Genomic DNA, 21,992 nt, shown 5'->3' with positions numbered 1-21,992 from the left:
CGTGGCCTGGCCGATCCGGCCCGGTCGGCGGCCGCGGCGCAACGCCCGATGAACCCACGACTGCTCCTGATCGACGACGACGCCCGCCTGACCGCGATGCTGGGCGACTACCTCAGCAGCGCCGGCTTCGATGTCAGCTTCGCCGGTTCGCTGGCGCAGGGCCGCACCGAGCTCGAGGCCGGCCAGTTCGAGCTGCTGGTGCTGGACCTGATGCTCCCCGACGGCGACGGCCTGGAGTTCTGCCGGCAACTGCGCGGCGACAAGCGCTGGCGCCGCCTGCCGGTGCTGATGCTGTCGGCCCGCGGCGAGCCGATGGACCGCATCCTCGGCCTGGAACTGGGCGCCGACGACTACCTGCCCAAGCCCTTCGAGCCGCGCGAGCTGCAGGCCCGCGTGAAGGCGCTGCTGCGCCGCACCGAGCCGCAGTCGATGGGCGACGAGGTGCTGCGCTTCGGCCGGCTGGAGATCGACCTGGCGGCGCGCCAGGTGCGCCTGGACGGCAACGCCTGCGACCTGACCAGCCACCAGTTCGACCTGCTGGTCGTGCTGGCCCAGAGCCCGGGCCGCGTGCTGTCGCGCGACCAGATCATGGATGCGCTCAAGGGCCATCCGCTGGAAGCCTTCGACCGCTCGATCGACGTGCACATCTCGCGCATCCGCTCGGTCATCGAGGACGACCCCAAGAACCCGCGACGGGTGTTGACGGTGCGCGGCGCCGGCTACGTGTTCGCACGCAAGCAGGACGCCGAAGGCCTCGAGTAAGTGAAGGCGCTGTACCTCCGGATCTACGTCACCGTCGTGGTGGTGCTGCTGGCGTTCGCGCTCGGCAGCGCCTGGCTGTTCCAGGGCCGCATCGAGCAGGAACGCGGCACCTTCGAGCAGGCCGCCTCCGAGCGCCTGGTCGCGCTGGCGGTGCTGGTGCAGCGCGCGCTGCCGCCGGCGACCGCCTCGACCGACGAGCAGGCCGATGCCGTCGAGGACTGGGGCCAGCGGCTGCGCATGGCGCTGGCGCTGGAGGACTCGCGCGGGCGCCGCATCGGCAGCTCGCCGCTGTTCGAGCGCCGCGAGGACCTGCCGGGCTCGCGCATCCAGCGCGTCCCGCTGGACGACGGCCGGCACCTGCTGTTCCTGCGCCTGCAGCGCCCCCCCGGCGCCTCGGGCCCGATGGGCCAGGCCGCGCTCGAGGCCGACGCCCGCGCGAGCGGTCCGCGGCGGATGTTCCGGGAGCGCCGGGATCCGCTGTTCGACGGTCCGCCGCCCGACGCGCGCGATTCGCGCGACAACCGCGAGCCGCGCCGCGAGCGTCCCGAGATCGACCAGATGCGCCAGCGCATGCTGGACCGGCTGGAGCAGCAGCGCCGCGAGGACGCGGCCAACGGCTCCTGGTTGCCGGGCTGGATCCCGCGCCCCAGCGGCGAGGCGCTGGCGGTGCTGCTGGCGGTGCTGTTCCTGGCGGTGGCCGGCGGCGCCTATCCGGTCGTGCGCCGGCTGACGCGCCGGCTCGAGTCGCTGAAATCCGGCGTCGAGCAGTTCGGCGGGGGCGACCTGGCCTTCCGCATCCAGGACACCGGCAAGGACGAGGTCGCCGCGCTGGCGAACAGTTTCAACCGCGCCGCCGAGCAGATCGAGACGCTGCTGCGCTCCCACAAGAGCCTGCTGGCCAATGCCAGCCATGAACTGCGGTCGCCGCTGGCGCGGCTGAAGATGGCGTTCTCGATGCTGGACGACGCCTCGCCGGCGCAACGCGCGCGGCTGGGCCAGGAAATCAACACCAACATCGCCGAACTGGACGCGCTGGTCGAGGAAGTGCTGCTGGCCAGCCGGCTCGAGGGCGGCGCGCAGTCGCTGCGGCTGGAGCCGGTCGACCTGCTGGCGATCGCGGCGGAATCGGCCGCGCTCGGCGGCGCGGAACTCGAGGTCGAGGACGGCATCGAACGGCTGACCATCAACGGCGACGACCGGCTGCTGCGCCGCGCGCTGCGCAACCTGCTCGAGAACGCGCGCCGCTACGGCGGCCCGGTGGTCGAGCTGAAGGTGCGCCGCGCCGGCCAGGAACGCGTCGAGCTGCTGGTCTGCGACCGCGGCCCGGGCGTGCCCGAGCCGATGCGCGAGCGGATCTTCGAGGCCTTCTTCCGCCTGCCCGGCCATGCCGAGGTGTCGGGGGGCGTGGGCCTCGGGCTGAACCTGGTCAAGCAGATCGCGACGGCCCACCAGGGCAGCGTGCGCTGCGACGCCCGCGAGGGCGGCGGCAGCTGCTTCGTGATCACGCTGCCGCTGAACGCGAACTGAACGCGGACCGGGCGCGGCCGGTCAGGCGCGGATCTCGCGCCGGTGCACCAGCGCCAGCAGCGCGCCCAGCCCGATCGCCGCGGCCGCCAGGCCGACGGACGCGGCGCTCCAGAAGCCCCTCGCGCCCTGCATGATCGCGGGCAGTTCGACGGCGTGGTCGCCGAAGACCAGCCAATACCCGCCGCCCAGCCCCAATCCCCAGATCGCGAACGCGTAGATCAGCATCGGCGCGGTCGCGATGTGATGGGCGCGCAGCACGAAGGCGGCGACCGTCTGGCCGGCGTCGGCGACGTGGAACAGCCACAGCCAGCCCAGCAGCGGGAGCGCGGCGGCGACGATGGCCGCGTTGCTGGTGTACAGGCCCAGCACCTGCTCGCGCAGCGAGAACACGACGCCGCCCATCACGAAGGCGATCGCCAGCGCGATCTCCAGGCCATGCCAGCCCAGGCGCCGCGCCGCCGCGTAGTCGCGCGCCCCTAGCGCCTGCGCCACCAGCGTGCTGCAGGCGTTGGCCTGCGACAGCGGCAGCATGAACATCATCGCGACCAGGTTGGCGCAGAGCTGGTGTCCGGCCACCGGCGTCGTGCCCAGCCGCGCGATGAAGATCGCCATGAAGGTGAAGCCGGTCACCTCGATCAGCACCGACGCGCCCATCGGCACGCCGAGCTTGACCAGCCGCGCCAGCACGTCCTTGCGCGGCCGGTGCAGGCTGCTCCCGGCGAAGCCGAACGGCGCGTAGAACGGATCGCGCCGCAGCACGACCAGCGCGATCAGCAACTGGCCCCACATCACCAGCGCGGTCGCGATCGCGCAGCCCACGGCGCCCAGCGGCGGCACCTGCACCGGACCGAGCGAGAAGCCGCCGATCAGCAGCGCGCTGGCCGGGAACTTCAGCACCAGCCCGCCGATCTGCAGCGCCATCACCGCCTTGGGCCGGGAGACCGCCGTGTTGAAGCCGCGGTACGCGGTGAACAGCAGCGCCGCGGGCAGCGCCACGCCCAGCATGCGCAGGTAGTCGCGCACCTTTGCCGCGATCTCGAGGCCGACCTGCGAGATCGCCAGGAAGGGCTGCGGGAACCACAGGATCAGCTCGCCGACGACCGTCAACGCCAGCGCGAGCCAGGCCGCCTGGTGCAGGCTGTCGCCGGCCTCGGTCATGCGCCGGGCGCCGAACAGCTGGCCCGCGACCGGCGAGATCGCCAGCACCACGCCCATCAGCCCGACGAACACCGAGGTGTAGACCGCCGATCCGACGGCCAGCGCCGCGAGGTCGGTGGCGGAATGCCGCGCCACCAGCAGCGTGTCGATGGTCGAGTACGCCAGCACCGCCAGTTGCCCGATGAACACGGGCCAGGCGAGCGGGAGGATCTGGCGCAGGCTGACGAGGCGGCTAGTCATTCGTCGGCTCGCGCGGCGCGTCCGGCGCCGCGTCGGCGCCGGCCTGGCGCCGCTCGATCGCCCGTTCCGCATAGCGGTTGAAGCGCCAGGCCGTGCCCTCGAGCGTGATCCGACGCCAGGTGGCGCGTTTCTCGCCCGGCGTCAGGACCGGCCAGTCCTGCACCTCGTCGAAGGTGCGCCCGCAGCCCTTGCAGAGCTCGTCGCCCTGGCTGGTCGAGCAGATCGCGATGCAGGGCGCGTCCGGCGTCGTGTCGTACCAGCGCATCCAGGCGGCCAGCGCCGGCGCCGGCATCGTGTCCTCGTCGCAGGCGCTCTCGTGATGGAATACCATCAGCGCGTAGACCTCGGCCAGCGCGCGCAGCTCCGGGCCCAGCGTCACGCCGTCGCCCGGCGCGCGCAGCCGCCACCAGTTGATGGCGGATTCGATGTCGGTGATGTGGATGCCTGCCATGTCGGTCATCTCAATAGTCGATGCCCATCGCGCCGCGCACCTCGCGCAGCGTCTTGCGCGCCACCGCACGGGCACGTTCGGTGCCGACCTCGACGATCCAGTGGACCTTCTTCGGATCGGCCAGCAATTCGTCGGCCCGCTCGCGCCACGGGGCCTGCTCGTCGTGGATCGCCTCGATCAGCGGCTGCTTGCAGTCCAGGCAGCCGATGCCCGCGCTGCGGCAGCCGGATTCGACCCAGGCGCGGGTGTCGCTGTCGGCGTAGACCTTGTGCAGCGCCCAGACCGGGCAGCGCTCGGGTTCGCCCGGATCGCCGCGGCGCGCGCGCTGCGGGTCGGTCTGCATCTTGCGGACCTTGTCGGCGACGACCTCGGGCGCGTCGCGCATCGCGATCGCGTTGCCGTAGGTCTTGCTCATCTTGCGGCCGTCCAGCCCCGGCAGGCGCGAGGTCTCGGTCATCAGCGCCTGCGGCTCGGGCAGCAGCGGCGCCGCCTGGTGGCGGTAAAGGTGGTTGAAGCGCCGCGCGACCTCGCGCGTCACCTCGACGTGGGGCGCCTGGTCCTCGCCCACCGGCACGAAGGCCGCCTTGTAGATCAGGATGTCGGCCGCCTGCAGCAGCGGATAACCGAGGAAGCCGTAGGTGGCGAGCTCGCGGTTCTCCGCGACCAGGTCCTTGTAGCTGGGCATGCGCTCCAGCCAGCTCGACGGCGTGCTCATCGCCAGCAGCGTGAACAGCTCGGCGTGCTCGGGCATGCGGCTCTGGATGAACAGCGTCGCCTGCTCCGGATCGACGCCCGCGGCCAGCCAATCGACGACCATGTCGTACACGCTCTGCTCCAGGCCTTCGCGGTGCTGGTAATGCGTCGTCAGCGCATGCCAGTCGGCGACGAAGAAGAAGCAGTCGTAGGCCGTCTGCAGCCGGACCCAGTTCTTGAGCGCGCCGTGGTAGTGGCCGAGGTGCAGCGCGCCGGTCGGCCGCATGCCGGAAAGCACGCGCTGGCGCGGGGTCGGGAGAGGGGAGTCGGTCATGGCGAGGGGCTGGCGGTGGCCGCACCGTGGCGGGAGGGCGATTGTAGGGAGCCGCGCCGCGGCGGCGGCCGGTCACGGCGATGCCCTTGGCTACACTGCCGCCCCATGAAGAACATCGTGATCCTGATCTCCGGGCGAGGCTCCAACATGGAGGCGATCGTCCAGGCCTGCGCCACCGGCGGATGGCCGGCCCGCATCGCCGCGGTGATCAGCAACCGGCCCGACGCGGCCGGTCTGGCATTCGCCCAGGCCCACGGCGTGGCCACCGCGGTCGTCGATCACAAGGCCTTCGGCAAGGGCGACGCGGCCCGCGTCGCGTTCGACGCCGAGCTGCGGCGCGTCATCGACGGCTTCGAGCCCGACCTGGTCGTGCTGGCCGGCTTCATGCGCATCCTGACGCCGGGGTTCACCGCGCACTACGCGGGCCGCATGCTCAACATCCATCCGTCGCTGCTGCCGGCCTTCCCGGGCCTGCACACGCACCAGCGCGCGATCGAGGCCGGTTGCCGCGTCGCTGGCGCGACCGTGCACTTCGTGACCGCCGAGCTGGACCATGGGCCGATCGTCGCGCAGGCGGTGGTGCCGGTGCTGGACGGCGACGACGAGGCGGCGCTGGCCGCGCGGGTGCTCAAGCTCGAGCACCGCATGTATCCGAGCGCGGTGCGCTGGTTCGTCGAAGGCCAACTGGCCGCCGACGGCGCCCGCGTGACCCATCGCGGCGGCGAGCCGCAGATGTTCAGCTGAGCGCGTTCAGCCCAGCATCCCGGCCAGGAAATTGATCGTCAGCGCCAGCACGACGGTGTTGAACACGAAGGCCTGCACCGCCTGCACCAGCACCAGGCGGCGCAGCGGCCGCGAGCTGACGACGACGTCCGAGGTCTGCGAGGTCGCCGCCACCGTCGCGGCGAAGTACAGGAAGTCCAGGTAGTCGGGCGCGTCCTCGTCGCCGGGGAACTCCAGCCCGTGCGGCGCCTTCGGGCCGCTGTGGAACAGCGAGGCATAGGCCAGGCCGAACTCCACCGGGAGCAGCAGCCAGGACCCGGTCAGGGTCGCCGTCGCCACCAGCAGGTGCGGCCAGCCGGCGGCCAGGCCCGCCTCCTTCACCTGCGCGAGCTCGAGCGCGATCGCCGCCATGCTGGCCGCGCCGCCGAGCATCGCCAGCGCCAGCACCGTCGGCACGCCGTCGGCGACGGCCCGGGCCTGCTCCTCGATGTCCGCCGCGTCGGTGCGCAGCATCCGCCACCCGATCATCACCAGGTAGGCCCAGACCCCGGCGCTCCAGCCCAGCAGCGCGCGGGTGTGCCAGGCGAGTTCCACCGGCCAGGCGGCCGCGAGCAGCGCGCCGGTCGCCGCGCCGATCAGCAGGCGAGGGCGGCGCCGGATCTGGTGCAGCAGCGGCATGGGCGCGTCATCTCAGGCATGCGTCGGACGGATCGGCCGGGTCAGCCGGCGATCCGCGCGAAGCGGGGTTGGACGATGCCGTCGATCTCGACGGTGCCGAAGAACATGTCGTAGGGACGCACCCACAGGCCGCTGTCGTTGTACAGCGGGGCGTAGAGCACCAGCGGCTCGAGCGTCTCGCTGTGGCGGACGACGCCGCGGACCTCGTACTCGCCGCCCTTGTAATGGCGGTAGCTCCCGGGCGGCGCCTCGGGCAGCGGCGCGAGCGGATCGCCGGCGCCGTGCGCGGCGGGATCGAGGGGCGACGGGGGCGTGGCGCTCATTCGGGGGAGTCGGATTCGGTGGGAGGGGGAAGGGCGGGAATGGTCCCGGCCGGAAGGGCGATGTCGTCGGGGACGCGGGGCCTGGGATAATCCGGCGATGCATCCTAATGCCCTTCTCGAACTCTGCGCCGAACTGGTGGACAGCCTGCTGCTGTTCGACAAGCCGGCCGACGCCCTGGTCTCCGACTTCTTCCGCACGCGCAAGGCCCTGGGCCAGCGCGAGCGCCACACCCTCGCCGAAACCGCCTACGCCGTGCTGCGCAAGCGCCCGCTGCTGCAGCATCTGGCCCAGTCCGGGCGCGGGCCGATGTCACGGCGGCTGGCGATCCTCGCCTGGGCCGGCAACGAGGCCTTCCTGCGCGGCGCGCTCGACGACCAGGAGCAGCAGTGGCTCAAGCAGGTGCAGTCCATCAACCGCGCCAAGCTGCCCGAGAAGCTGCGCCACAACCTGCCCGAGTGGCTGGTCGACCCGCTCCGGCAGCGCCTGGGCGACGAGCAGTTCTGGCAACTGGCCGACGCCGTCAACGAATCCGCGCCGCTGGACCTGCGGGTCAACCTGCTCAAGGCCAAGCGCGAGGAGGTCCAGGCCGCGTTGAAGGACAAGGGCTTCGACTCGACGCCGACGCCGTACTCGCCCTGGGGCCTGCGCCTGGACGGCAAGCCGGCGCTGCAGAAGCTCGACGTGTTCACCAGCGGCCAGGTCGAGGTCCAGGACGAGGGCAGCCAGCTGCTGTCGCTGCTGACCGAGGCCAAGCGCGGCGAGATGGTGGTGGACTTCTGCGCCGGCGCCGGCGGCAAGACGCTGGCGCTCGGCGCCGCGATGCGCAACACCGGGCGCCTGTACGCCTTCGACGTGTCGGGACACCGGCTCGACAAGCTCAAGCCGCGCCTGGCGCGCAGCGGGCTGTCCAATGTCTATCCGGTGCAGATCAGCAGCGAGCGCGACGAGCGCGTCAAGCGCCTGGCCGGCAAGATCGACCGGGTGCTGGTCGACGCGCCGTGCTCGGGGCTGGGGACCCTGCGCCGCAATCCGGACCTGAAATGGCGCCAGTCGCCGGAAGGCGTCCAGGAACTGCACGACAAGCAGCTGGCGATCCTGAACAGCGCCTCCCGCCTGCTCAAGCCGGGCGGCCGGCTGGTCTATGCGACGTGTTCGCTGCTGGATGCCGAGAACGAATCGGTCGCGCAGGCGTTCGCCGAGGCGCATCCCGAGTTCACGCTGCTGCCGGCCCAGGACGTCCTGGCGCATGCGCAGGTCGACGCGACCCAGGCGGCCGAGCTGTCCGAGAACGGCTTCCTCCGCCTGTGGCCGCACCGGCATCGCAGCGACGGCTTCTTCGCCGCGGTGTGGGAGCGCAAGAAGTAAACCTCGCGGCGCTGAATTCTTATTACGAACAATTCACGTCGGACGAAGAGACGGCGGGCTTGCGCCTGCTGTTTCCAGACCGATCTGAAGCGTTCGATCAATCACGCCTTCAGGGGCTTCCTGCCCTGAAGCGTCAAAAGACCGGCGGGAATGCCGCCTTCATCTGGGCGATTTCTAGAGTGCCTCGCCTACAATCGTGGCTTCCTGTGGACAACTGGCTCCTCGCGAGCAGGGTTAGGACCGAATGAACGTATTGATGTCTGTGCACGATGCCGTCCTGAACTGGATGATCGACGGCTTCACCGGCGCGAGCTGGTGGCAGATCGTGGTCTTCACGCTGGTGGTGACGCATATCACCATCGCCGCCGTCACGATCTTCCTGCACCGCGCCCAGGCGCACCGGGCGCTCGACCTGGGTCCGATCCCGTCGCACTTCTTCCGCTTCTGGCTGTGGATGACCACCGGCATGGTGACCCGCGAGTGGGTGGCCATCCACCGCAAGCACCACGCCAAGTGCGAGACCGAGGAAGATCCCCACAGCCCGGTCACCCGCGGCATCAAGACCGTGATGACGCGTGGCGCGGAGCTCTATCGTGCCGAGGCGAAGAACGAGGAGACCATCAAGAAGTTCAGCCACGGCGTGCCGGACGACTGGATGGAGCGCCATGTCTACAGCGGCCGTTCCGTGTGGGGCGTGTCGCTGATGATGATCATCAACCTGGCGCTGTTCGGCGTCGCCGGCCTGGCGGTCTGGGCGGTGCAGATGGCCTGGATCCCGTTCTGGGCGGCCGGCGTCATCAACGGCGCGGGCCACTACTGGGGCTATCGCAACTTCGAGGCGCAGGATGCGTCGACGAACGTGTCGCCGTGGGGCGTGATCATCGGCGGCGAAGAGCTGCACAACAATCACCACACCTACCCGACCTCGGCCAAGTTCTCGGTCAAGCCGTTCGAATTCGACATCGGCTGGGGCTACATCCGCGCGATGGAGATGATCGGCTGGGCGAAGGTCCGCAAGACCGCGCCGCAGATGAAGACGGGCGAGCTCAAGGCGGTGGCCGACAAGGACACGCTGGAAGCCATCATCGCCAACCGCTATGAAGTCATGGCCCGTTATGCCCGCGAACTGCGCGGCGCCTGCAAGGCCGAGCTCAGCAAGCTGAAGGACGCCGGCGAGCAGCACTCCGTCAAGTTCCATCAGTTCAAGCTGGCCACGCGCTGGCTGCACCGCGACGCCGAGAAGATCCCGGCGGCGTACCAGGCGCAACTGGACGGCGCCCGTGCCGCCAGCCCGGTGCTGGACAAGCTGGTCACGATGCGCGAGGAGCTGCGTCAGCTGTGGACCCGCACGAACGTCTCCGCCGAACAGCTGGTGCATGACCTGCAAGCCTGGTGCCGCAAGGCCGAGGAAAGCGGCATCGCCGAGCTGAAGGCCTTCGCGATGGGACTGCGCACGGTGCGTGCCTGATCCTCTCGCCGCGGCGGTGCTCCTGGCGGTCCTGGGTGACGGCCATCACCGACCGGCGGATGAAGCAATGCAAAGGGCGCCCACTTCGGGCGCCTTTTTTCATGGTGGCGCCGATAATTTGTGAGGACCGTCACACAAGGAGACTGACATGACTGCCTCGACCTTCTTCCAGCGCGCGCTGCTGGTCGGTCTGACGACCCTGAGCCTCGGGGCGATGGCCTCGGTGGCCCAGGCGCAGGCCGAGGTGAACTTCATCAAGCCGGAGAACTTCTCCGACATCGGCTGGATCGCGTCGGATCGCGAGAACGCGATGAAGCAGCTGGGCGATCACTTCAAGGCGCTCGCTGCCCGGGAGCTGCCCGGCAAGCAGCTGAAGATCGACGTGACCGACGTCGACCTCGCGGGCGAGATCGAGCCGCGCGCGCGCATCGATCGGTTGCGCATCCTGCGCAGCGTCACCATCCCGCGCATGAGCTTCACCTACACGCTGAGCGAGAACGGCCAGGTCCTGAAGTCGGGCAAGGCCGACATCAAGGACATGGACTACCAGAACGGCATCGGCAACCGCTACTTCGACTCGGAGCCGCTGCGCTACGAGAAGAAGATGATCGACGACTGGATGGCCAAGGAACTGCTGGGCAAGTCCCGCATCGACCGGGTCTCGCAGTGAGCTGAGATGCCGAGGCGCCGCCGGATGGCGTTGTCTCGGCGCAGAAATGAAAAAACCCGCCGAGAGGCGGGTTTTCTTCTTCAAGGAAGGCTGAATTACTTCAGCTTGGTTTCCTTGTACAGCACGTGCTTGCGTGCCTTGGGGTCGAACTTCATGAATTCCAGCTTTTCGGGCGTGGTCTTCTTGTTCTTGTTGGTGGTGTAGAAATGACCGGTGCCGGCAGTGGATTCCAGCTTGATCTTTTCGCGTCCGCCTTTGGATGCCATGGTGTCGCTCCTGGTTCAGTGATTAGGCTTGACCGCGCGCGCGCAGGTCGGCCAGCACGGCGTCGATGCCCTTCTTGTCGATCAGGCGCAGGGCAGCATTGCTGATGCGCAGACGGACCCAGCGGTTTTCGCTCTCGACCCAGAAACGGCGGTATTGCAGGTTCGGCAGGAACCGGCGCTTGGTTTTGTTGTTGGCGTGGGAAACGTTGTTCCCGACCATGGGCTTCTTGCCCGTGACTTCGCAGACGCGTGCCATGAGGACACTCCGATACTTGTCATCCGGCGACCGTCCCAATCGTCCCAGCCTCGTTGCTGGATCGCGGGCGGCGGCCTCACCTCGCCATAGGGTGGCGGTAACCCATCTTCCTGGCGTCGAGATCCTTCACAGGTTTTCGGCGCAAGAAAAACGAAGAGTATAGCAGAAATAGGCCGGCCCGCGCAATGGCGGGCCGGGGAGGCGGTGGGGAAGGCCCGCGGCCAGCGCGAGCCTTCCGCCGGTCAGGTCGATTCCTGCTCGAGGAAACGTTGCGCGTCCAGCGCCGCCATGCAGCCGGTCCCGGCGCTGGTGATGGCCTGGCGATAGACGTGGTCCTGCACATCGCCGGCGGCGAACACGCCCGGCACGCTGGTCATCGTGGCGAAGCCTTCCAGGCCGCTCTTCGTGCGGATGTAGCCGTCCTTCATCTCGATCTGGCCTTCGAAGATGTCGGTGTTGGGCTTGTGGCCGATCGCGATGAAGCAGCCCTGCAGCTTGACGTCGGTGGTGCTGCCGTCCTGGGTGCTCTTGATGCGCACGCCGGTGACGCCGCTGGCGTCGCCCAGCACCTCGTCCAGCGTGTGGAACAGGTGCAGCTCGATCTTGCCGGCCTTGACCTTGTCCATCAGCTTGTCGACCAGGATCGGTTCGGCGCGGAACTTGTCGCGGCGGTGGATCAGGTGGACCTTGCTGGCGATGTTGGACAGGTACAGCGCTTCCTCGACCGCGGTGTTGCCGCCGCCGACCACGCAGACTTCCTGCTCGCGATAGAAGAAGCCGTCGCAGGTCGCGCAGGCGCTGACGCCGCGACCCATGAACGACTCCTCCGACGGCAGGCCCAGGTACTGCGCCGACGCGCCGGTGGCCAGGACCACCGCGTCGGCGGTGTAGACGGCGCTGTCGCCGGTCAGCGTGAACGGGCGCTTGGTGAAGTCGACCGTGTTGATGTGGTCGAAGACGATCTCGGTCTGGAAACGCTCGGCATGCTGCTGGAAGCGCTGCATCAGTTCCGGGCCTTGCACGCCCATCACGTCGGCCGGCCAGTTGTCGACCTCGGTGGTGGTCATCAACTGACCCCCTTGGGCCATGCCCGTCACCAGCAACGGCTTCAGGTTGGCGCGTGCCGCGTAGATGGCGGCGGTGTAGCCGGCGGGACCGGAACCGAGGATCAGCAGCTGGGCGTGACGGGTGTTTTGGCTCATGGCGGGGGAGGTGGGGATGCGCACGACGGACACAAGGGGCGACAGCCTAAGCCGGCTTCGGCGTTGACCCTATGAACAGGCGTGAACAAGTTGGCACAATGCATCCATTCTAGGTGGCGGTCCCCTCTGCCATCCTGACCCTCACGATTGACCCTAACCACCCGACAGGAGGCACCCCTTCATGGCCATGTTGTCCAATTTGGATCTGATCCGCAGGGTTCCCTTGTTTTCCCTGCTGACCGCCGACCAGGCCCAGTCCATCGCGGACAGCGTCGTGAAGCGACGCTTCAAGCGCGGCGAATTGATCGTCGAGCAAGGCACCAAGTCCAACGCGCTGTTCATCCTGCTCAACGGCCGGGCGCGCGTGCTGACCGCCGACAGCCGCGGCCGCGAGGTCATCCTGGCCGTGCTGCAGCCCGGCGACTACGTCGGCGAGATGAGCCTGATCGACAACGAGCCGCATTCGGCCACCGTGCGCGCCGAGGTCCAGACCGACATGCTGGTGCTGGGCCGCGCCGACTTCGCCCGCGGCCTGCCCGAGCCGTCGAGCCTGGCGTACGGCATCCTGCGCGGCCTGGTGGCGCGGCTGCGCAACGCGGACCGCCAGATCGAGTCGCTCGCGCTGCTGGACGTCTACGGCCGCGTCGCGCGCACGCTGCTGGACATGGCGGAGGAAGAGAAGGGCGTGAAGATCATCCGCGGCAAGGTCTCGCGCCAGGACATGGCCAAGGTCGTCGGCGCGTCGCGCGAGATGGTCAGCCGCGTCATGAAGGACCTCGAGGACAAGGGCGTCATCGAGACGCTGGAGAACGGCTCGGTGGTCATCAAGGAACGCCTGCAGCACGACTGATGCCGCGCGCGGCGCCGCGACCTCGCCCGGCTCGGGCCGGGCGGTCGCGGCCTCAACGTTTCTTCACCTTGCGACCCCGTCGCGCCTCGGCGGCCCGGGGCTTGTGCGTCACAATCGCGGGATGAGTTTTCCCGGTTCCCTGCTGGGCGGCGGTGACGACGCCGCCCCGTCCGAGCGCCCCGCGCCGGCGCGCAAGTCCAAGAAGGCCGCCGCCGCGGCCACGCCGCCCACGGCCCCCAGTCCGCTGCGCACGCCGCTCTGGCTGCTGATCGGCGCGCTGGTCTGGGGCCTGGTCTTGCTGGCGATGCTCAGCCATGACCGCGCCGACGCCGCCTTCAGCACCGCCGGCTCGGCCGCCCCGACGCACAACCGCGTCGGTTCGCTGGGCGCGTGGATCTCCGACCTGATGCTGTTCGGCTTCGGCTACTCGTGCTGGTGGCTGATGCTGGTGTCGCTGCGCGGCTGGCTGAGCGGCCTGGCGCGGCTGCTGCGCGCCGACGGCAGCCCGACGCCGACGCTCAAGCAGCGCCTGCCGACCTTCGCCGGCCTCGCGCTGCTGATGGCCGCGAGCTGCGCGCTCGAATGGACCCGCCTCTACGGCTGGGAATCGCGCCTGCCCGGCCATGCCGGCGGCGTGCTGGGCTACCTGCTGGGCCCGGCCAGCATGACGCTGCTGGGCTTCGCCGGTTCGGGCGTCGTGTGGATCGCCGCGCTGGTGGCGGGCGTGGCGCTGTCGCTGAAGTTCTCGTGGCTGCGCGTGGCCGAGCAGATCGGCACCTGGATCGAGGGCCTGATCGAGAAGCGCGAGACCCGCCGCGAGATCGCCGAGGACAAGCGCGTCGGCAAGGAGGCCAAGCGCGAACGCGAGGCCATCGTCGAGGTCGAGCGCCACATCGAGGAAGAACACCACATCCCGATCGTCATCGAGCCGCCGGTGGTGGAGGTGCCCAAGTCCACGCGCGTCATCAAGGAGCGCCAGCAGACGCTGTTCACCGACCCGGCCGACACCAAGCTGCCGCAGGTCGACCTGCTGGACGCGCCGCCGCCGCGCATCGAGACGGTCACGCCCGAGTCGCTGGAGATGACCAGCCGCATGATCGAGAAGAAGTTGAAGGACTTCGGCGTCGAGGTGCGGGTGGTGGCGGCCTCGCCCGGCCCGGTGATCACGCGCTATGAGATCGAGCCGGCGACCGGCGTGAAGGGCTCGCAGATCCTGGGCCTGGCCAAGGACCTGGCGCGCTCGCTGAGCCTGACCTCGATCCGGGTCGTCGAGACGATCCCGGGCAAGAACTACATGGCGCTGGAACTGCCCAACGCGCGCCGCCAGACGATCCGGCTGTCCGAGATCCTCGGCTCGCAGGTCTACGCCGACGCCTCGTCCTCGCTGACGATGGGCCTGGGCAAGGACATCGTGGGCCTGCCGGTGGTGGCTGACCTGGCCAAGATGCCGCACTGCCTGGTGGCCGGCACGACCGGCTCGGGCAAGTCGGTGGGCATCAACGCGATGATCCTGTCGCTGCTGTACAAGGCCGAGGCGCGCGATGTCCGCCTGATCCTGATCGACCCGAAGATGCTGGAAATGAGCGTCTACGAGGGCATCCCGCACCTGCTGGCGCCGGTCGTGACCGACATGAAGCAGGCCGGCAACGCGCTGAACTGGTGCGTCAACGAGATGGAGCGGCGCTACAAGCTGATGTCCAAGCTCGGCGTGCGCAACCTGGCGGGCTACAACAAGAAGATCAACGACGCGGCCGAGCGCGAGGAGAAGCTCCCCAACCCGTTCAGCCTGACGCCGGAAGAGCCGGAGCCGCTGGACCGCCTGCCCCACATCGTCGTCGTCATCGACGAGCTGGCCGACCTGATGATGGTGGTCGGCAAGAAGATCGAGGAGCTGATCGCGCGCCTGGCGCAGAAGGCCCGCGCGGCCGGCATCCACCTGATCCTGGCGACGCAGCGGCCGTCGGTGGACGTGATCACCGGGCTGATCAAGGCCAACATCCCGACGCGCCTGTCCTTCCAGGTGTCGAGCAAGATCGACTCGCGGACCATCCTCGACCAGATGGGCGCGGAGGCGCTGCTGGGCATGGGCGACATGCTCTACATGGCCTCGGGCACCGGGCTGCCGGTGCGGGTGCACGGCGCCTTCGTCAGCGACGACGAGGTGCACCGCGTCGTCGAGTACCTGAAGGAGCAGGGCGGCGAGCCCAACTACATCGAGGGCATCCTGGAGGGCGGCGTGCTCGATGGCGACGGCGGCGGCGACGGCCTGCCGGGCCTGGCCGCCGGCGGCGACGGCGAAGCCGACCCGATGTACGACCAGGCGGTGGCGGTGGTGCTGCAGCACAAGCGGGCGTCGATCTCGCTGGTCCAGCGTCACCTGCGCATCGGCTACAACCGGGCCGCCCGATTGCTCGAGCAGATGGAGAAGTCCGGGCTGGTGTCGTCGATGGCGACCAACGGCAACCGCGACATCATCGTGCCCAAGCGCGACGAGTGATTCCCCGGCCGCGCTCCCTGGCTGCACCTCTCCGGCTGAACATCCCCGGCTGAACATTCCGGCTGAATGACCAAGGCGGTTTCCATGTCCCTTCGTTCCCTGTCCCGCGGCCTGGCCGCGATCGCGCTGGCCGCCGGCGCCGCGCTGGCCCATGCCGACGGCGTGAGCGCGCTGCAGCAATTCGTCTCCGAGGTGAAGAGCGGCCGCGCCGCTTTCACCCAGACCGTCACCGCGCCCGACGGCAAGCGCAAGAAGACGACGACCGGCACCTTCGAGTTCCAGCGTCCGAACCAGTTCCGCTTCACCTACGCCAAGCCGGCCGAGCAACTGATCGTGGCCGACGGCAAGGAAGTGTGGGTCTACGACCCCGACCTGCAGCAGGCCACGGTCCGCCAGATGGACCAGGCGCTGGGCGCGACGCCGGTGTCGCTGCTCGCGGGCGGCGACCTGTCCAAGGACTTCGTGCTCAAGGCGCTGCCGGCGGCCGGCGGCGTCGAGTGGGTCCAGGCGACGCCCAAGCGCAACGACGCCAACCTGCAATCGCTCAAGCTCGGCTTCAAGGGCCGCGACCTGGCGGCGCTGGAGATCCTGGACGGCTTCGGCCAGCAGTCGCTGATGCAGTTCTCGGCTGTCGAGCCCAACGCCAAGGTGCCGGCCGAGCGTTTCCGCTTCTCGCCGCCGCCGGGCACCGACGTCGCGCGTCCGTGATGCCGCGATGAGCAACGCCTCGCTCTTCCCGGACGAGTTCGATCCGGTCCCGGGCGCGTCGTCGTTCGCGGCGCCGCCGAGCCCGCATGCGCCGCTGCCCGAGCGGCTGCGGCCCCGCCAGCTCGACGAGGTCGTCGGCCAGCGCCACCTGCTGGGGCCGGGCATGCCGCTGCGGGTCGCGCTGGAAAGCGGCCGGCCGCATTCGATGATCCTGTGGGGCCCGCCGGGCGTCGGCAAGACGACGCTGGCGCGGCTGATGGCGCAGTTCTTCGACGCGCAGTTCATCGCGATCTCGGCGGTGCTGGGCGGCGTCAGGGACATCCGCGAGGCGGTCGAGCGCGCGCAGGCCGCGGCGGGGCAGGGCCGGCGCACGATCGTGTTCGTCGACGAGGTCCACCGCTTCAACAAGGCGCAGCAGGACGCCTTCCTGCCGCACGTGGAGTCGGGGCTGTTCAGCTTCATCGGCGCGACGACGGAGAACCCGTCGTTCGAGGTGAACTCGGCGCTGCTGTCGCGGGCGACGGTGCATGTGCTGAAGTCGCTCGACGAGCAGGACATGCGCGAACTGCTGGCGCGCGGCCGCGAGGCCCTGGGCGCTCCGCCGGTGAGCGAGGCGGCGACGCTGCGCCTGATCGGTTACGCCGACGGCGACGCGCGGCGCTTGCTGAACACGCTGGAGACGGTGGCGCAGCTGACGCCGCCAGGCACCGCGGAGATCGACGAGGCGCTGCTCGAGCGCACGCTGGGCGAGCAGCTGCGGCGCTACGACAAGGGCGGCGACCAGTTCTACGACGTGATCTCGGCGCTGCACAAGTCGGTGCGCGGCTCCAACCCGGACGCGGCGCTGTACTGGCTGGTGCGGATGCTCGATGGCGGCGTCGACGCGCGCTACATCACGCGGCGGCTGATCCGGATGGCCAGCGAGGACATCGGCAACGCCGATCCGCGCGCGCTGCGGCTGTGCCTGGACGCGGCGGAGACCTACGAGCGGCTGGGTTCGCCCGAGGGCGAGCTGACGCTGGCGCAGGCGGTCGTGTACCTGGCGATCGCGCCCAAGTCCAACGCCGTCTACAACGCCTACAACCAGGTCCGCGCGCTGATCAAGCAGGACAGCTCGCGGCCGGTGCCGGTGCACCTGCGCAACGCGCCCACGCGGCTGATGAAGGAACTGGGCTACGGCAAGGCGTATCGCTACGCGCATGACTTCCCCGGCGGCTACGTGGCCGGCGAGCAGTACCTGCCCGACGGCCTCGAGGACCAGCGCTTCTACGAGCCGGTGCCGCGCGGACTGGAGATCAAGATCGGCGCGCGCCTGGACGAACTCCGGCGGCTCGATGCCGAGGCGCTCGGCCAGGACGGGCCAGCGTCGCCGGACGCGGCCGACCCGTCGAGCGAGGCCTGAACGATGCGCGCGAGGATCGCCAGTCTGGTGGCCGCGTCGATGCTCGCGGTCGCCGGCATGGCGTGCGCGGCCGTGTCGGCGCCCAGGCCGGGCAAGCTGGTCTCGACCCAGCCGCAGGCCCCGGCGTCGCAGGCTGCCCGGCGTCCCCCCCAGCCGGCCGAAGGCCCGACGCTCACGCGCATCCGCGAGACCGGCGTGATCGTCATCGGCTACCGGCCCTCGTCGGCGCCGTTCTCCTACCTCGATGCCCAGTTGCGGCCGACCGGCTACTCGGTCGACCTGTGCGAGCGGGTCATCGCCTCGCTGCGGATCCGGCTGAACCTGCCTGACCTGGAAGTGCGCCGTGTGGCGGTCGGCTCCGCCACGCGCATCCCGATGGTCAGCAACGGCACGCTGGACATGGAGTGCGGCATCACCACCAACACCGCGGAGCGCTCGCGCAGCCAGGCGTTCTCGGTGACCATCTTCGTGGCCGAGACCAAGCTGATGACGCGCCACGGCGAGAAGGTGCAGAGCCTGGCCGACCTGCGCGGGCGGCCGGTGGTCAGCACGATCGGCACCACCAGCATCCAGCACCTGGCCAAGGTCAACGAGCAGCAGGGCCTGGGCATCCGCATCGTCGCCGGACTGGACGATCCGGACGCCTTCCAGCTGCTGCGCAGCGGCCGCGCCGACGCGTTCCTGATGGACGACGTCATCATCCGCAGCCTGCTGGCGCAGCAGGGCTCGGCGATCTCCGCCGACGACTACGTGATCTCGGACCAGGCGCTGACGATCGAACCCTACGCGATCGGGCTGAACCGCGACGATCCGCGGTTCAAGTCGATGGTCGACGAGGTGCTGGTCGGTTTGTTCCGCAGCGGCGAGATCCAGGCGATCTACAAGCGCTGGTTCGAGTCCCCGCTGCCGCCCACCGGCATCAACCTGCGGATGCCGATGAGCGCCGCCTTCCGGCGCGTGGTCGCGCAGCCGACGGACTCGCCGGATCCGGAGCGCTATCGCTGACGGGCCCGCGGCCGCTGTCCACGGGGCCCGAACAGCCGTCGCGCCCCTCGAGCAGCTCGACGAACCGCCGCGCGGCCAGTCCCAGCGGCCGCGCCTGGGTCCAGACGACATCGACATAGAGCTGCAGCGCCGTCGTGAAGTTGCCGGCCGGGATCTGGGCGAGCTCGCCCGAGGCCAGCGCGCCGCGCACGAAGCCCGACGGCAGCCAGGCCCAGCCGAGTCCCGCCGACACCATGCGCAGCGCCGCCACCGGGCTGTCGGTGCGCCACTGCACCCGCGAGACCGAGATCCGTTTGTCCACGTCGCAGGCGTCGCGGCCCGCCACGAGGATCTGGCGCTCGGCGATCAGGTGCTCGTCGCGCAGCGCGGCCGGGTCCTGCGCGAGCATCGGATGCGAGGCGGCCGCGACGGCGATCAGCGTCTCGCGCGCCACTTCATGGAAGCTCTCCGTGGGGTCGAGCCCCTGGCGTTCGAAGACCAGCGCCAGATGCGCGCGCCCGGACTTCAACATCGCCAGCGCGTCGGCCTGAGGCGCCGTCAGCAGCTCGACCTCGAGCAGCGGGAACTCCGCGGACAGCGTGCGCAGCGCGTCGCTCCACGGCGTCGCCGCGACGAGTTCCGGCACGACGGCGATGACCAGCGCCGGCTCCAGCCCCTGCGTCATCGACAGTGCATGGCGGTTGAGCTGGCCGAGTTGCTCGGTCAGTCGCCGCGCCTGCGGCTCGAGCGCGCGGGCCTGGGCGGTCGGCACCGGCTCGCGGCCGGCGCGGTCGAAGAGCACCAGGTCGAGCTCCGCCTCCAGTTGGGCGATCGTCATGCTGACCGCCGAGGGCACGCGCCCCAGCGCGCGGGCCGCCGCCGAGAACGAGCCGTGATCGATCGCGGCGAGGAAGACGCGGAGGTTGTCGAGGTCGAAGGCCATGGGGTGATCTATCAGCGGTCCTGAAGGAATCTGACTTTATGTATCAGATTCTCGAACATACAGTCCGCCCCAACGCCTTTCAAGGGGAAAGGCCGTGGGGTTCGGCAAGGCGCCGGACCAGGACAAGGAGATCGACATGGTGTGGGGTGTGCTGTTTCTGGCCGGACTGTTCGAGATCGGCTGGGCCGTGGGCCTGAAGTACACGGAAGGGTTCACGCGGCTGTGGCCGACCGTGGGCACGGTGGCGGCGATGGTGACCAGCGTGGTGCTGCTGGGCTGGGCGCTGAAGCACCTGCCGGTCGGGACGGCCTACGCGATCTGGACCGGCATCGGCGCGGTCGGCACCGCCATCGCCGGCATCGTGCTGCTGGGCGAGTCCGCGTCGCTGGCGCGGATCGCGTGCATCGGGCTGATCGCCGTCGGGATCATCGGATTGAAGATGGTGTCGTCACAGTGATCGGCCGCGGTTGCGGTCCCGGCCGTGGCTGCGGCAACGGCAACGGCGACGGCGACGGCGACGGGGGAGGGCACCGTGCTCAGCGGAACGCGGACAGGGCCTCCCGGCCCTTGGCAGTGAGGAAGCGCCAGACGGTGTCCAGCGGCAGGGCGAGCTCCTCGTCGCACATCCGCATGGCGTAGCTCGTCGCCTCGGCGCGGAAGACCACCTGGCCGGGCTGTGGATAGACATCGGTCCAGGTGATCGACGCCCGGCACTCCGCGTCGCCGTTGTCGGGCGAGTAGGCCTTGTCCAGCAGGTCGCGCAACGAGGGTTCGGGAGGCGCGGTTGGGGCGGTCGCCGCCGCGTCGGCCGTCTCCGTCCCCGTCCCGGGCGTCCCGGGCGTCCCGGGCGTTCCAGGCGCTCCGGCCGCCCCGTCCGGCTCCTCCGTCTCCTCTGGCTCGGTCGGCACCCAGGCGCCGGGTTCGAACCAGTCGGCCACGCGGGCCGGCTGGCCGGTGGCCACCTCGTAGACCGTGATCTCGTGGCCGACGAACGGATGGCTGCCGCCGCAGTAGCCGTCGCTGGCGGTCTGGATCACGACATGCGCCGGCGACCAGGCCAGCACGCTCTGCGAGCCGGACGTGTGGAAGCTCGCGTCCGGCGAGCGCTCGACGCGGCCGAAGTTGATGCAGGCCAGGTGGTCCCGCATCCGGGCGATCAGGTGCTCGTGGAGCGCCGCGTTGATGGCCGCGAGGCCCGGGCCGGCGCCGAGCAGGCGCACGCCCTCGTGCGGCGTGCCCCAGGCGTCCTGGTCGACGCTCTCGACGACGCCGTCGGCGTTGGGCATCGGCAGCACCAGCCGTTCATAGCGGCCGGCGCCGATCGCGTGCACGGTGACGATCGGCTTCAGGCCGGCCTCGCGGGCGGCGTGGTACTGGTCGTCGGCGATGCGACGGGCGGTGATCGGGAGCGGCTTGCCGCCGTCTGGCGCTTGCCACCGGCCGGTGAGCGCGCGGGCATCGCAGTCCAGGTGCAGCCGGCCGGTGAGGGCGCCCTTGGCGGCGATCTCGCGCCAGTCCCCGGGCGCACCGTCGGGGAGCAACACCAGGTCCGACAGCGCGGCGCGGTAGTAGTAGCTGCCTTCCTTCGCCTGGCCGGCGTTGTCCGACGCGAGCATCAGCGTGATCGGCGTCTTGCCGAGCGTGCCGGCCCAGACGCCGTCCTTGCAGGCCGCGGTAGCGGCAAGCGCGGGCGACGACGCCAGGGCGAGGCCCGCCAGCGCGGCGAGCAGGCTTGCCTTCGCCCTGCGCTGCCCTTGGTCGAGGGCTCGACGGGCCCAGGCCGTCATCGCCGTCATCTCGTCAGCGCCGCTCGATGTCGTAGATCGTGCCCTGCTTGGCCCAGTCCTGGACCACCGACTGCGGCACCGTCAGCGTCTTGTCCTCGAAGTAGTCCGGAGCGCTGACCTTCGAGGGGTTGTCGATGTCGCGCTGGGCGCCGCGGACCTTGTTGTAGCCCACCTTGGGCATCTGCAGTTCCAGCTTGCCGTCGGCCGCCTGCTTGATGCGGATCACGCCGTAGGTGGCGCCCGATTCGCCGGTCAGCTTGTTGAGGTCGATCAGGTAGAGGTCCCCGGCGGCGGGCGCCGCGGTGTAGTCGCCGACGTGTTTGCCGCGGTCGTCGGCGGCGATCTTGCCCACCAGCAGCAGCGCGGCCACGACGCCCAACAGCAGCACCCAGCTGAAGCGCTGGAACACCGGAATGGGGTGCTTGGTCAGCTTGGGTTCGACCTCCTTGGCCGGCAGCTCGGCCCCGCGCTGGCAGACGTCGCAGACCAGCAGGTACTTCTTGCTCGAGACCCACTGGAACAGGTAGTAGAGGTGATGGATCTTGTACTGGAGCGCCAGCTTGAACGGGCGCTCGCGCTCGCACGTGGCGCAGTGGTGGTGGTTCTGAACGCCCAGATCGGCGACGGCGCCCTTGGATCCCCAGATCAACATGTCGATGTCCTCCCTCGAAGTCGGTGCGGCGGACGTGAATCGCCCGCTCGAT

23 protein-coding genes are annotated in these 21,992 nt (G+C 69.8%); 12 read left to right on the top strand and 11 right to left on the bottom strand.

Translation table 11 applies throughout. The features are described from left to right. Positions 1-48 precede the first annotated feature (48 nt). Positions 49-762, top strand: a complete 714-nt coding sequence (locus N5D62_RS18845) for a response regulator transcription factor (protein WP_279759417.1) — start codon at positions 49-51, stop codon at positions 760-762. Next, positions 763-2,289 carry an ATP-binding protein gene (locus N5D62_RS18840; protein ID WP_279759405.1) on the top strand — a complete coding sequence of 509 codons (1,527 nt, stop codon included), beginning with the start codon at positions 763-765 and terminating at the stop codon, positions 2,287-2,289. Positions 2,290-2,310: 21 nt separating this feature from the next. On the opposite strand, the gene N5D62_RS18835 is transcribed toward N5D62_RS18840, so the two are convergent. Genes N5D62_RS18835 through trpS form a run of 3 tightly spaced genes read right to left on the bottom strand, consistent with a single transcriptional unit; the run spans position 2,311 to position 5,165 of the window. Further along, on the bottom strand, positions 2,311-3,687 hold the full coding sequence (locus tag N5D62_RS18835) for an MATE family efflux transporter (protein ID WP_279759404.1): 1,377 nt from the start codon (positions 3,685-3,687) through the stop codon (positions 2,311-2,313). Next, entirely contained in the window at positions 3,680-4,138 is a 459-nt protein-coding gene (locus tag N5D62_RS18830; RefSeq protein ID WP_279759416.1) for a DUF3717 domain-containing protein, read from the bottom strand. The genes N5D62_RS18835 and N5D62_RS18830 overlap by 8 nt, the downstream gene beginning before the upstream one ends. A gap of 10 nt (positions 4,139-4,148) precedes the next feature. Then, complete coding sequence (gene trpS / locus N5D62_RS18825) at positions 4,149-5,165, bottom strand: tryptophan--tRNA ligase (RefSeq protein ID WP_279759403.1); 1,017 nt, start codon at positions 5,163-5,165, stop codon at positions 4,149-4,151. 105 nt (positions 5,166-5,270) lie between these two features. Here trpS and purN point away from each other — a divergent pair, with 105 nt between their 5' ends. Further along, complete coding sequence (gene purN / locus N5D62_RS18820) at positions 5,271-5,909, top strand: phosphoribosylglycinamide formyltransferase (protein WP_279759402.1); 639 nt, start codon at positions 5,271-5,273, stop codon at positions 5,907-5,909. A 6-nt stretch (positions 5,910-5,915) separates the two neighbouring features. Here purN and N5D62_RS18815 read toward each other — a convergent pair whose 3' ends face one another. Continuing rightward, positions 5,916-6,566, bottom strand: coding sequence for a DUF1345 domain-containing protein (locus N5D62_RS18815; protein ID WP_279759401.1), 651 nt, complete (start codon positions 6,564-6,566; stop codon positions 5,916-5,918). A gap of 41 nt (positions 6,567-6,607) precedes the next feature. Next, a complete protein-coding gene (locus N5D62_RS18810; RefSeq protein ID WP_279759400.1) occupies positions 6,608-6,889 on the bottom strand; it encodes a DUF1653 domain-containing protein in 282 nt (93 codons plus the stop codon). 97 nt (positions 6,890-6,986) lie between these two features. Between N5D62_RS18810 and N5D62_RS18805 the strand changes: the two genes are divergently transcribed. From N5D62_RS18805 to N5D62_RS18795, 3 genes are all read left to right on the top strand, one after another. Beyond that, positions 6,987-8,255, top strand: a complete 1,269-nt coding sequence (locus tag N5D62_RS18805) for an RsmB/NOP family class I SAM-dependent RNA methyltransferase (RefSeq protein ID WP_279759399.1) — start codon at positions 6,987-6,989, stop codon at positions 8,253-8,255. Positions 8,256-8,499: 244 nt separating this feature from the next. Further along, on the top strand, positions 8,500-9,723 hold the full coding sequence (locus tag N5D62_RS18800) for a fatty acid desaturase (protein WP_279759398.1): 1,224 nt from the start codon (positions 8,500-8,502) through the stop codon (positions 9,721-9,723). Positions 9,724-9,871: 148 nt separating this feature from the next. Next, positions 9,872-10,393: a DUF3016 domain-containing protein gene (locus N5D62_RS18795; protein ID WP_279759397.1), complete on the top strand. Its 522-nt coding sequence runs from the start codon at positions 9,872-9,874 to the stop codon at positions 10,391-10,393. Between the two features lie 95 nt (positions 10,394-10,488). On the opposite strand, the gene rpmG is transcribed toward N5D62_RS18795, so the two are convergent. The 3 genes from rpmG to trxB all read right to left on the bottom strand — a co-directional run bounded on the left by rpmG (position 10,489) and on the right by trxB (position 12,117). Next, positions 10,489-10,659, bottom strand: coding sequence for a 50S ribosomal protein L33 (gene rpmG, locus N5D62_RS18790; RefSeq protein ID WP_058934741.1), 171 nt, complete (start codon positions 10,657-10,659; stop codon positions 10,489-10,491). Between the two features lie 22 nt (positions 10,660-10,681). Further along, complete coding sequence (gene rpmB / locus N5D62_RS18785) at positions 10,682-10,915, bottom strand: 50S ribosomal protein L28 (RefSeq protein WP_022979438.1); 234 nt, start codon at positions 10,913-10,915, stop codon at positions 10,682-10,684. Between the two features lie 242 nt (positions 10,916-11,157). Next, complete coding sequence (gene trxB / locus N5D62_RS18780; protein WP_279759396.1) at positions 11,158-12,117, bottom strand: thioredoxin-disulfide reductase; 960 nt, start codon at positions 12,115-12,117, stop codon at positions 11,158-11,160. Between the two features lie 181 nt (positions 12,118-12,298). On the opposite strand from trxB, the gene N5D62_RS18775 reads away from it, so the two are divergent. The 5 genes from N5D62_RS18775 to N5D62_RS18755 all read left to right on the top strand — a co-directional run bounded on the left by N5D62_RS18775 (position 12,299) and on the right by N5D62_RS18755 (position 18,579). Continuing rightward, on the top strand, positions 12,299-12,967 hold the full coding sequence (locus tag N5D62_RS18775; RefSeq protein WP_067067043.1) for a Crp/Fnr family transcriptional regulator: 669 nt from the start codon (positions 12,299-12,301) through the stop codon (positions 12,965-12,967). A 121-nt stretch (positions 12,968-13,088) separates the two neighbouring features. Continuing rightward, positions 13,089-15,464: a DNA translocase FtsK gene (locus N5D62_RS18770; protein ID WP_279759395.1), complete on the top strand. Its 2,376-nt coding sequence runs from the start codon at positions 13,089-13,091 to the stop codon at positions 15,462-15,464. Between the two features lie 84 nt (positions 15,465-15,548). After that, positions 15,549-16,172 (top strand): outer membrane lipoprotein chaperone LolA, encoded by a 624-nt coding sequence (lolA, locus tag N5D62_RS18765; protein WP_279759394.1) that lies wholly within the window; start codon positions 15,549-15,551, stop codon positions 16,170-16,172. A 7-nt stretch (positions 16,173-16,179) separates the two neighbouring features. Next, complete coding sequence (locus tag N5D62_RS18760; RefSeq protein WP_279759393.1) at positions 16,180-17,574, top strand: replication-associated recombination protein A; 1,395 nt, start codon at positions 16,180-16,182, stop codon at positions 17,572-17,574. Between the two features lie 3 nt (positions 17,575-17,577). Then, the gene (locus N5D62_RS18755; protein ID WP_279759392.1) at positions 17,578-18,579 is read left to right on the top strand and encodes an amino acid ABC transporter substrate-binding protein; all 1,002 of its coding nucleotides are present in this window, start codon (positions 17,578-17,580) and stop codon (positions 18,577-18,579) included. Here N5D62_RS18755 and N5D62_RS18750 read toward each other — a convergent pair. Beyond that, positions 18,494-19,501, bottom strand: a complete 1,008-nt coding sequence (locus N5D62_RS18750) for a LysR family transcriptional regulator (RefSeq protein WP_279759391.1) — start codon at positions 19,499-19,501, stop codon at positions 18,494-18,496. The two genes, N5D62_RS18755 and N5D62_RS18750, sit on opposite strands and share 86 nt — an antisense overlap. A 136-nt stretch (positions 19,502-19,637) precedes the next feature. Between N5D62_RS18750 and sugE the strand changes: the two genes are divergently transcribed. Beyond that, positions 19,638-19,958 (top strand): quaternary ammonium compound efflux SMR transporter SugE, encoded by a 321-nt coding sequence (gene sugE / locus N5D62_RS18745; RefSeq protein WP_279759415.1) that lies wholly within the window; start codon positions 19,638-19,640, stop codon positions 19,956-19,958. Positions 19,959-20,037: 79 nt separating this feature from the next. Here sugE and N5D62_RS18740 read toward each other — a convergent pair whose 3' ends face one another. Together N5D62_RS18740 and N5D62_RS18735 are read right to left on the bottom strand one after the other, a co-directional pair. Beyond that, positions 20,038-21,288 carry a hypothetical protein gene (locus N5D62_RS18740; protein ID WP_279759390.1) on the bottom strand — a complete coding sequence of 417 codons (1,251 nt, stop codon included), beginning with the start codon at positions 21,286-21,288 and terminating at the stop codon, positions 20,038-20,040. Between the two features lie 13 nt (positions 21,289-21,301). Next, positions 21,302-21,940, bottom strand: a complete 639-nt coding sequence (locus N5D62_RS18735; protein WP_279759389.1) for a hypothetical protein — start codon at positions 21,938-21,940, stop codon at positions 21,302-21,304. Positions 21,941-21,992: the final 52 nt, after the last annotated feature.

It is taken from the genome of Mitsuaria sp. GD03876, assembly GCF_029840635.1.
Lineage (GTDB): Bacteria > Pseudomonadota > Gammaproteobacteria > Burkholderiales > Burkholderiaceae_C > Roseateles.
Note: the sequence above shows the minus strand (reverse complement) of the source record. Positions and strands in the feature narration are given on the sequence as shown.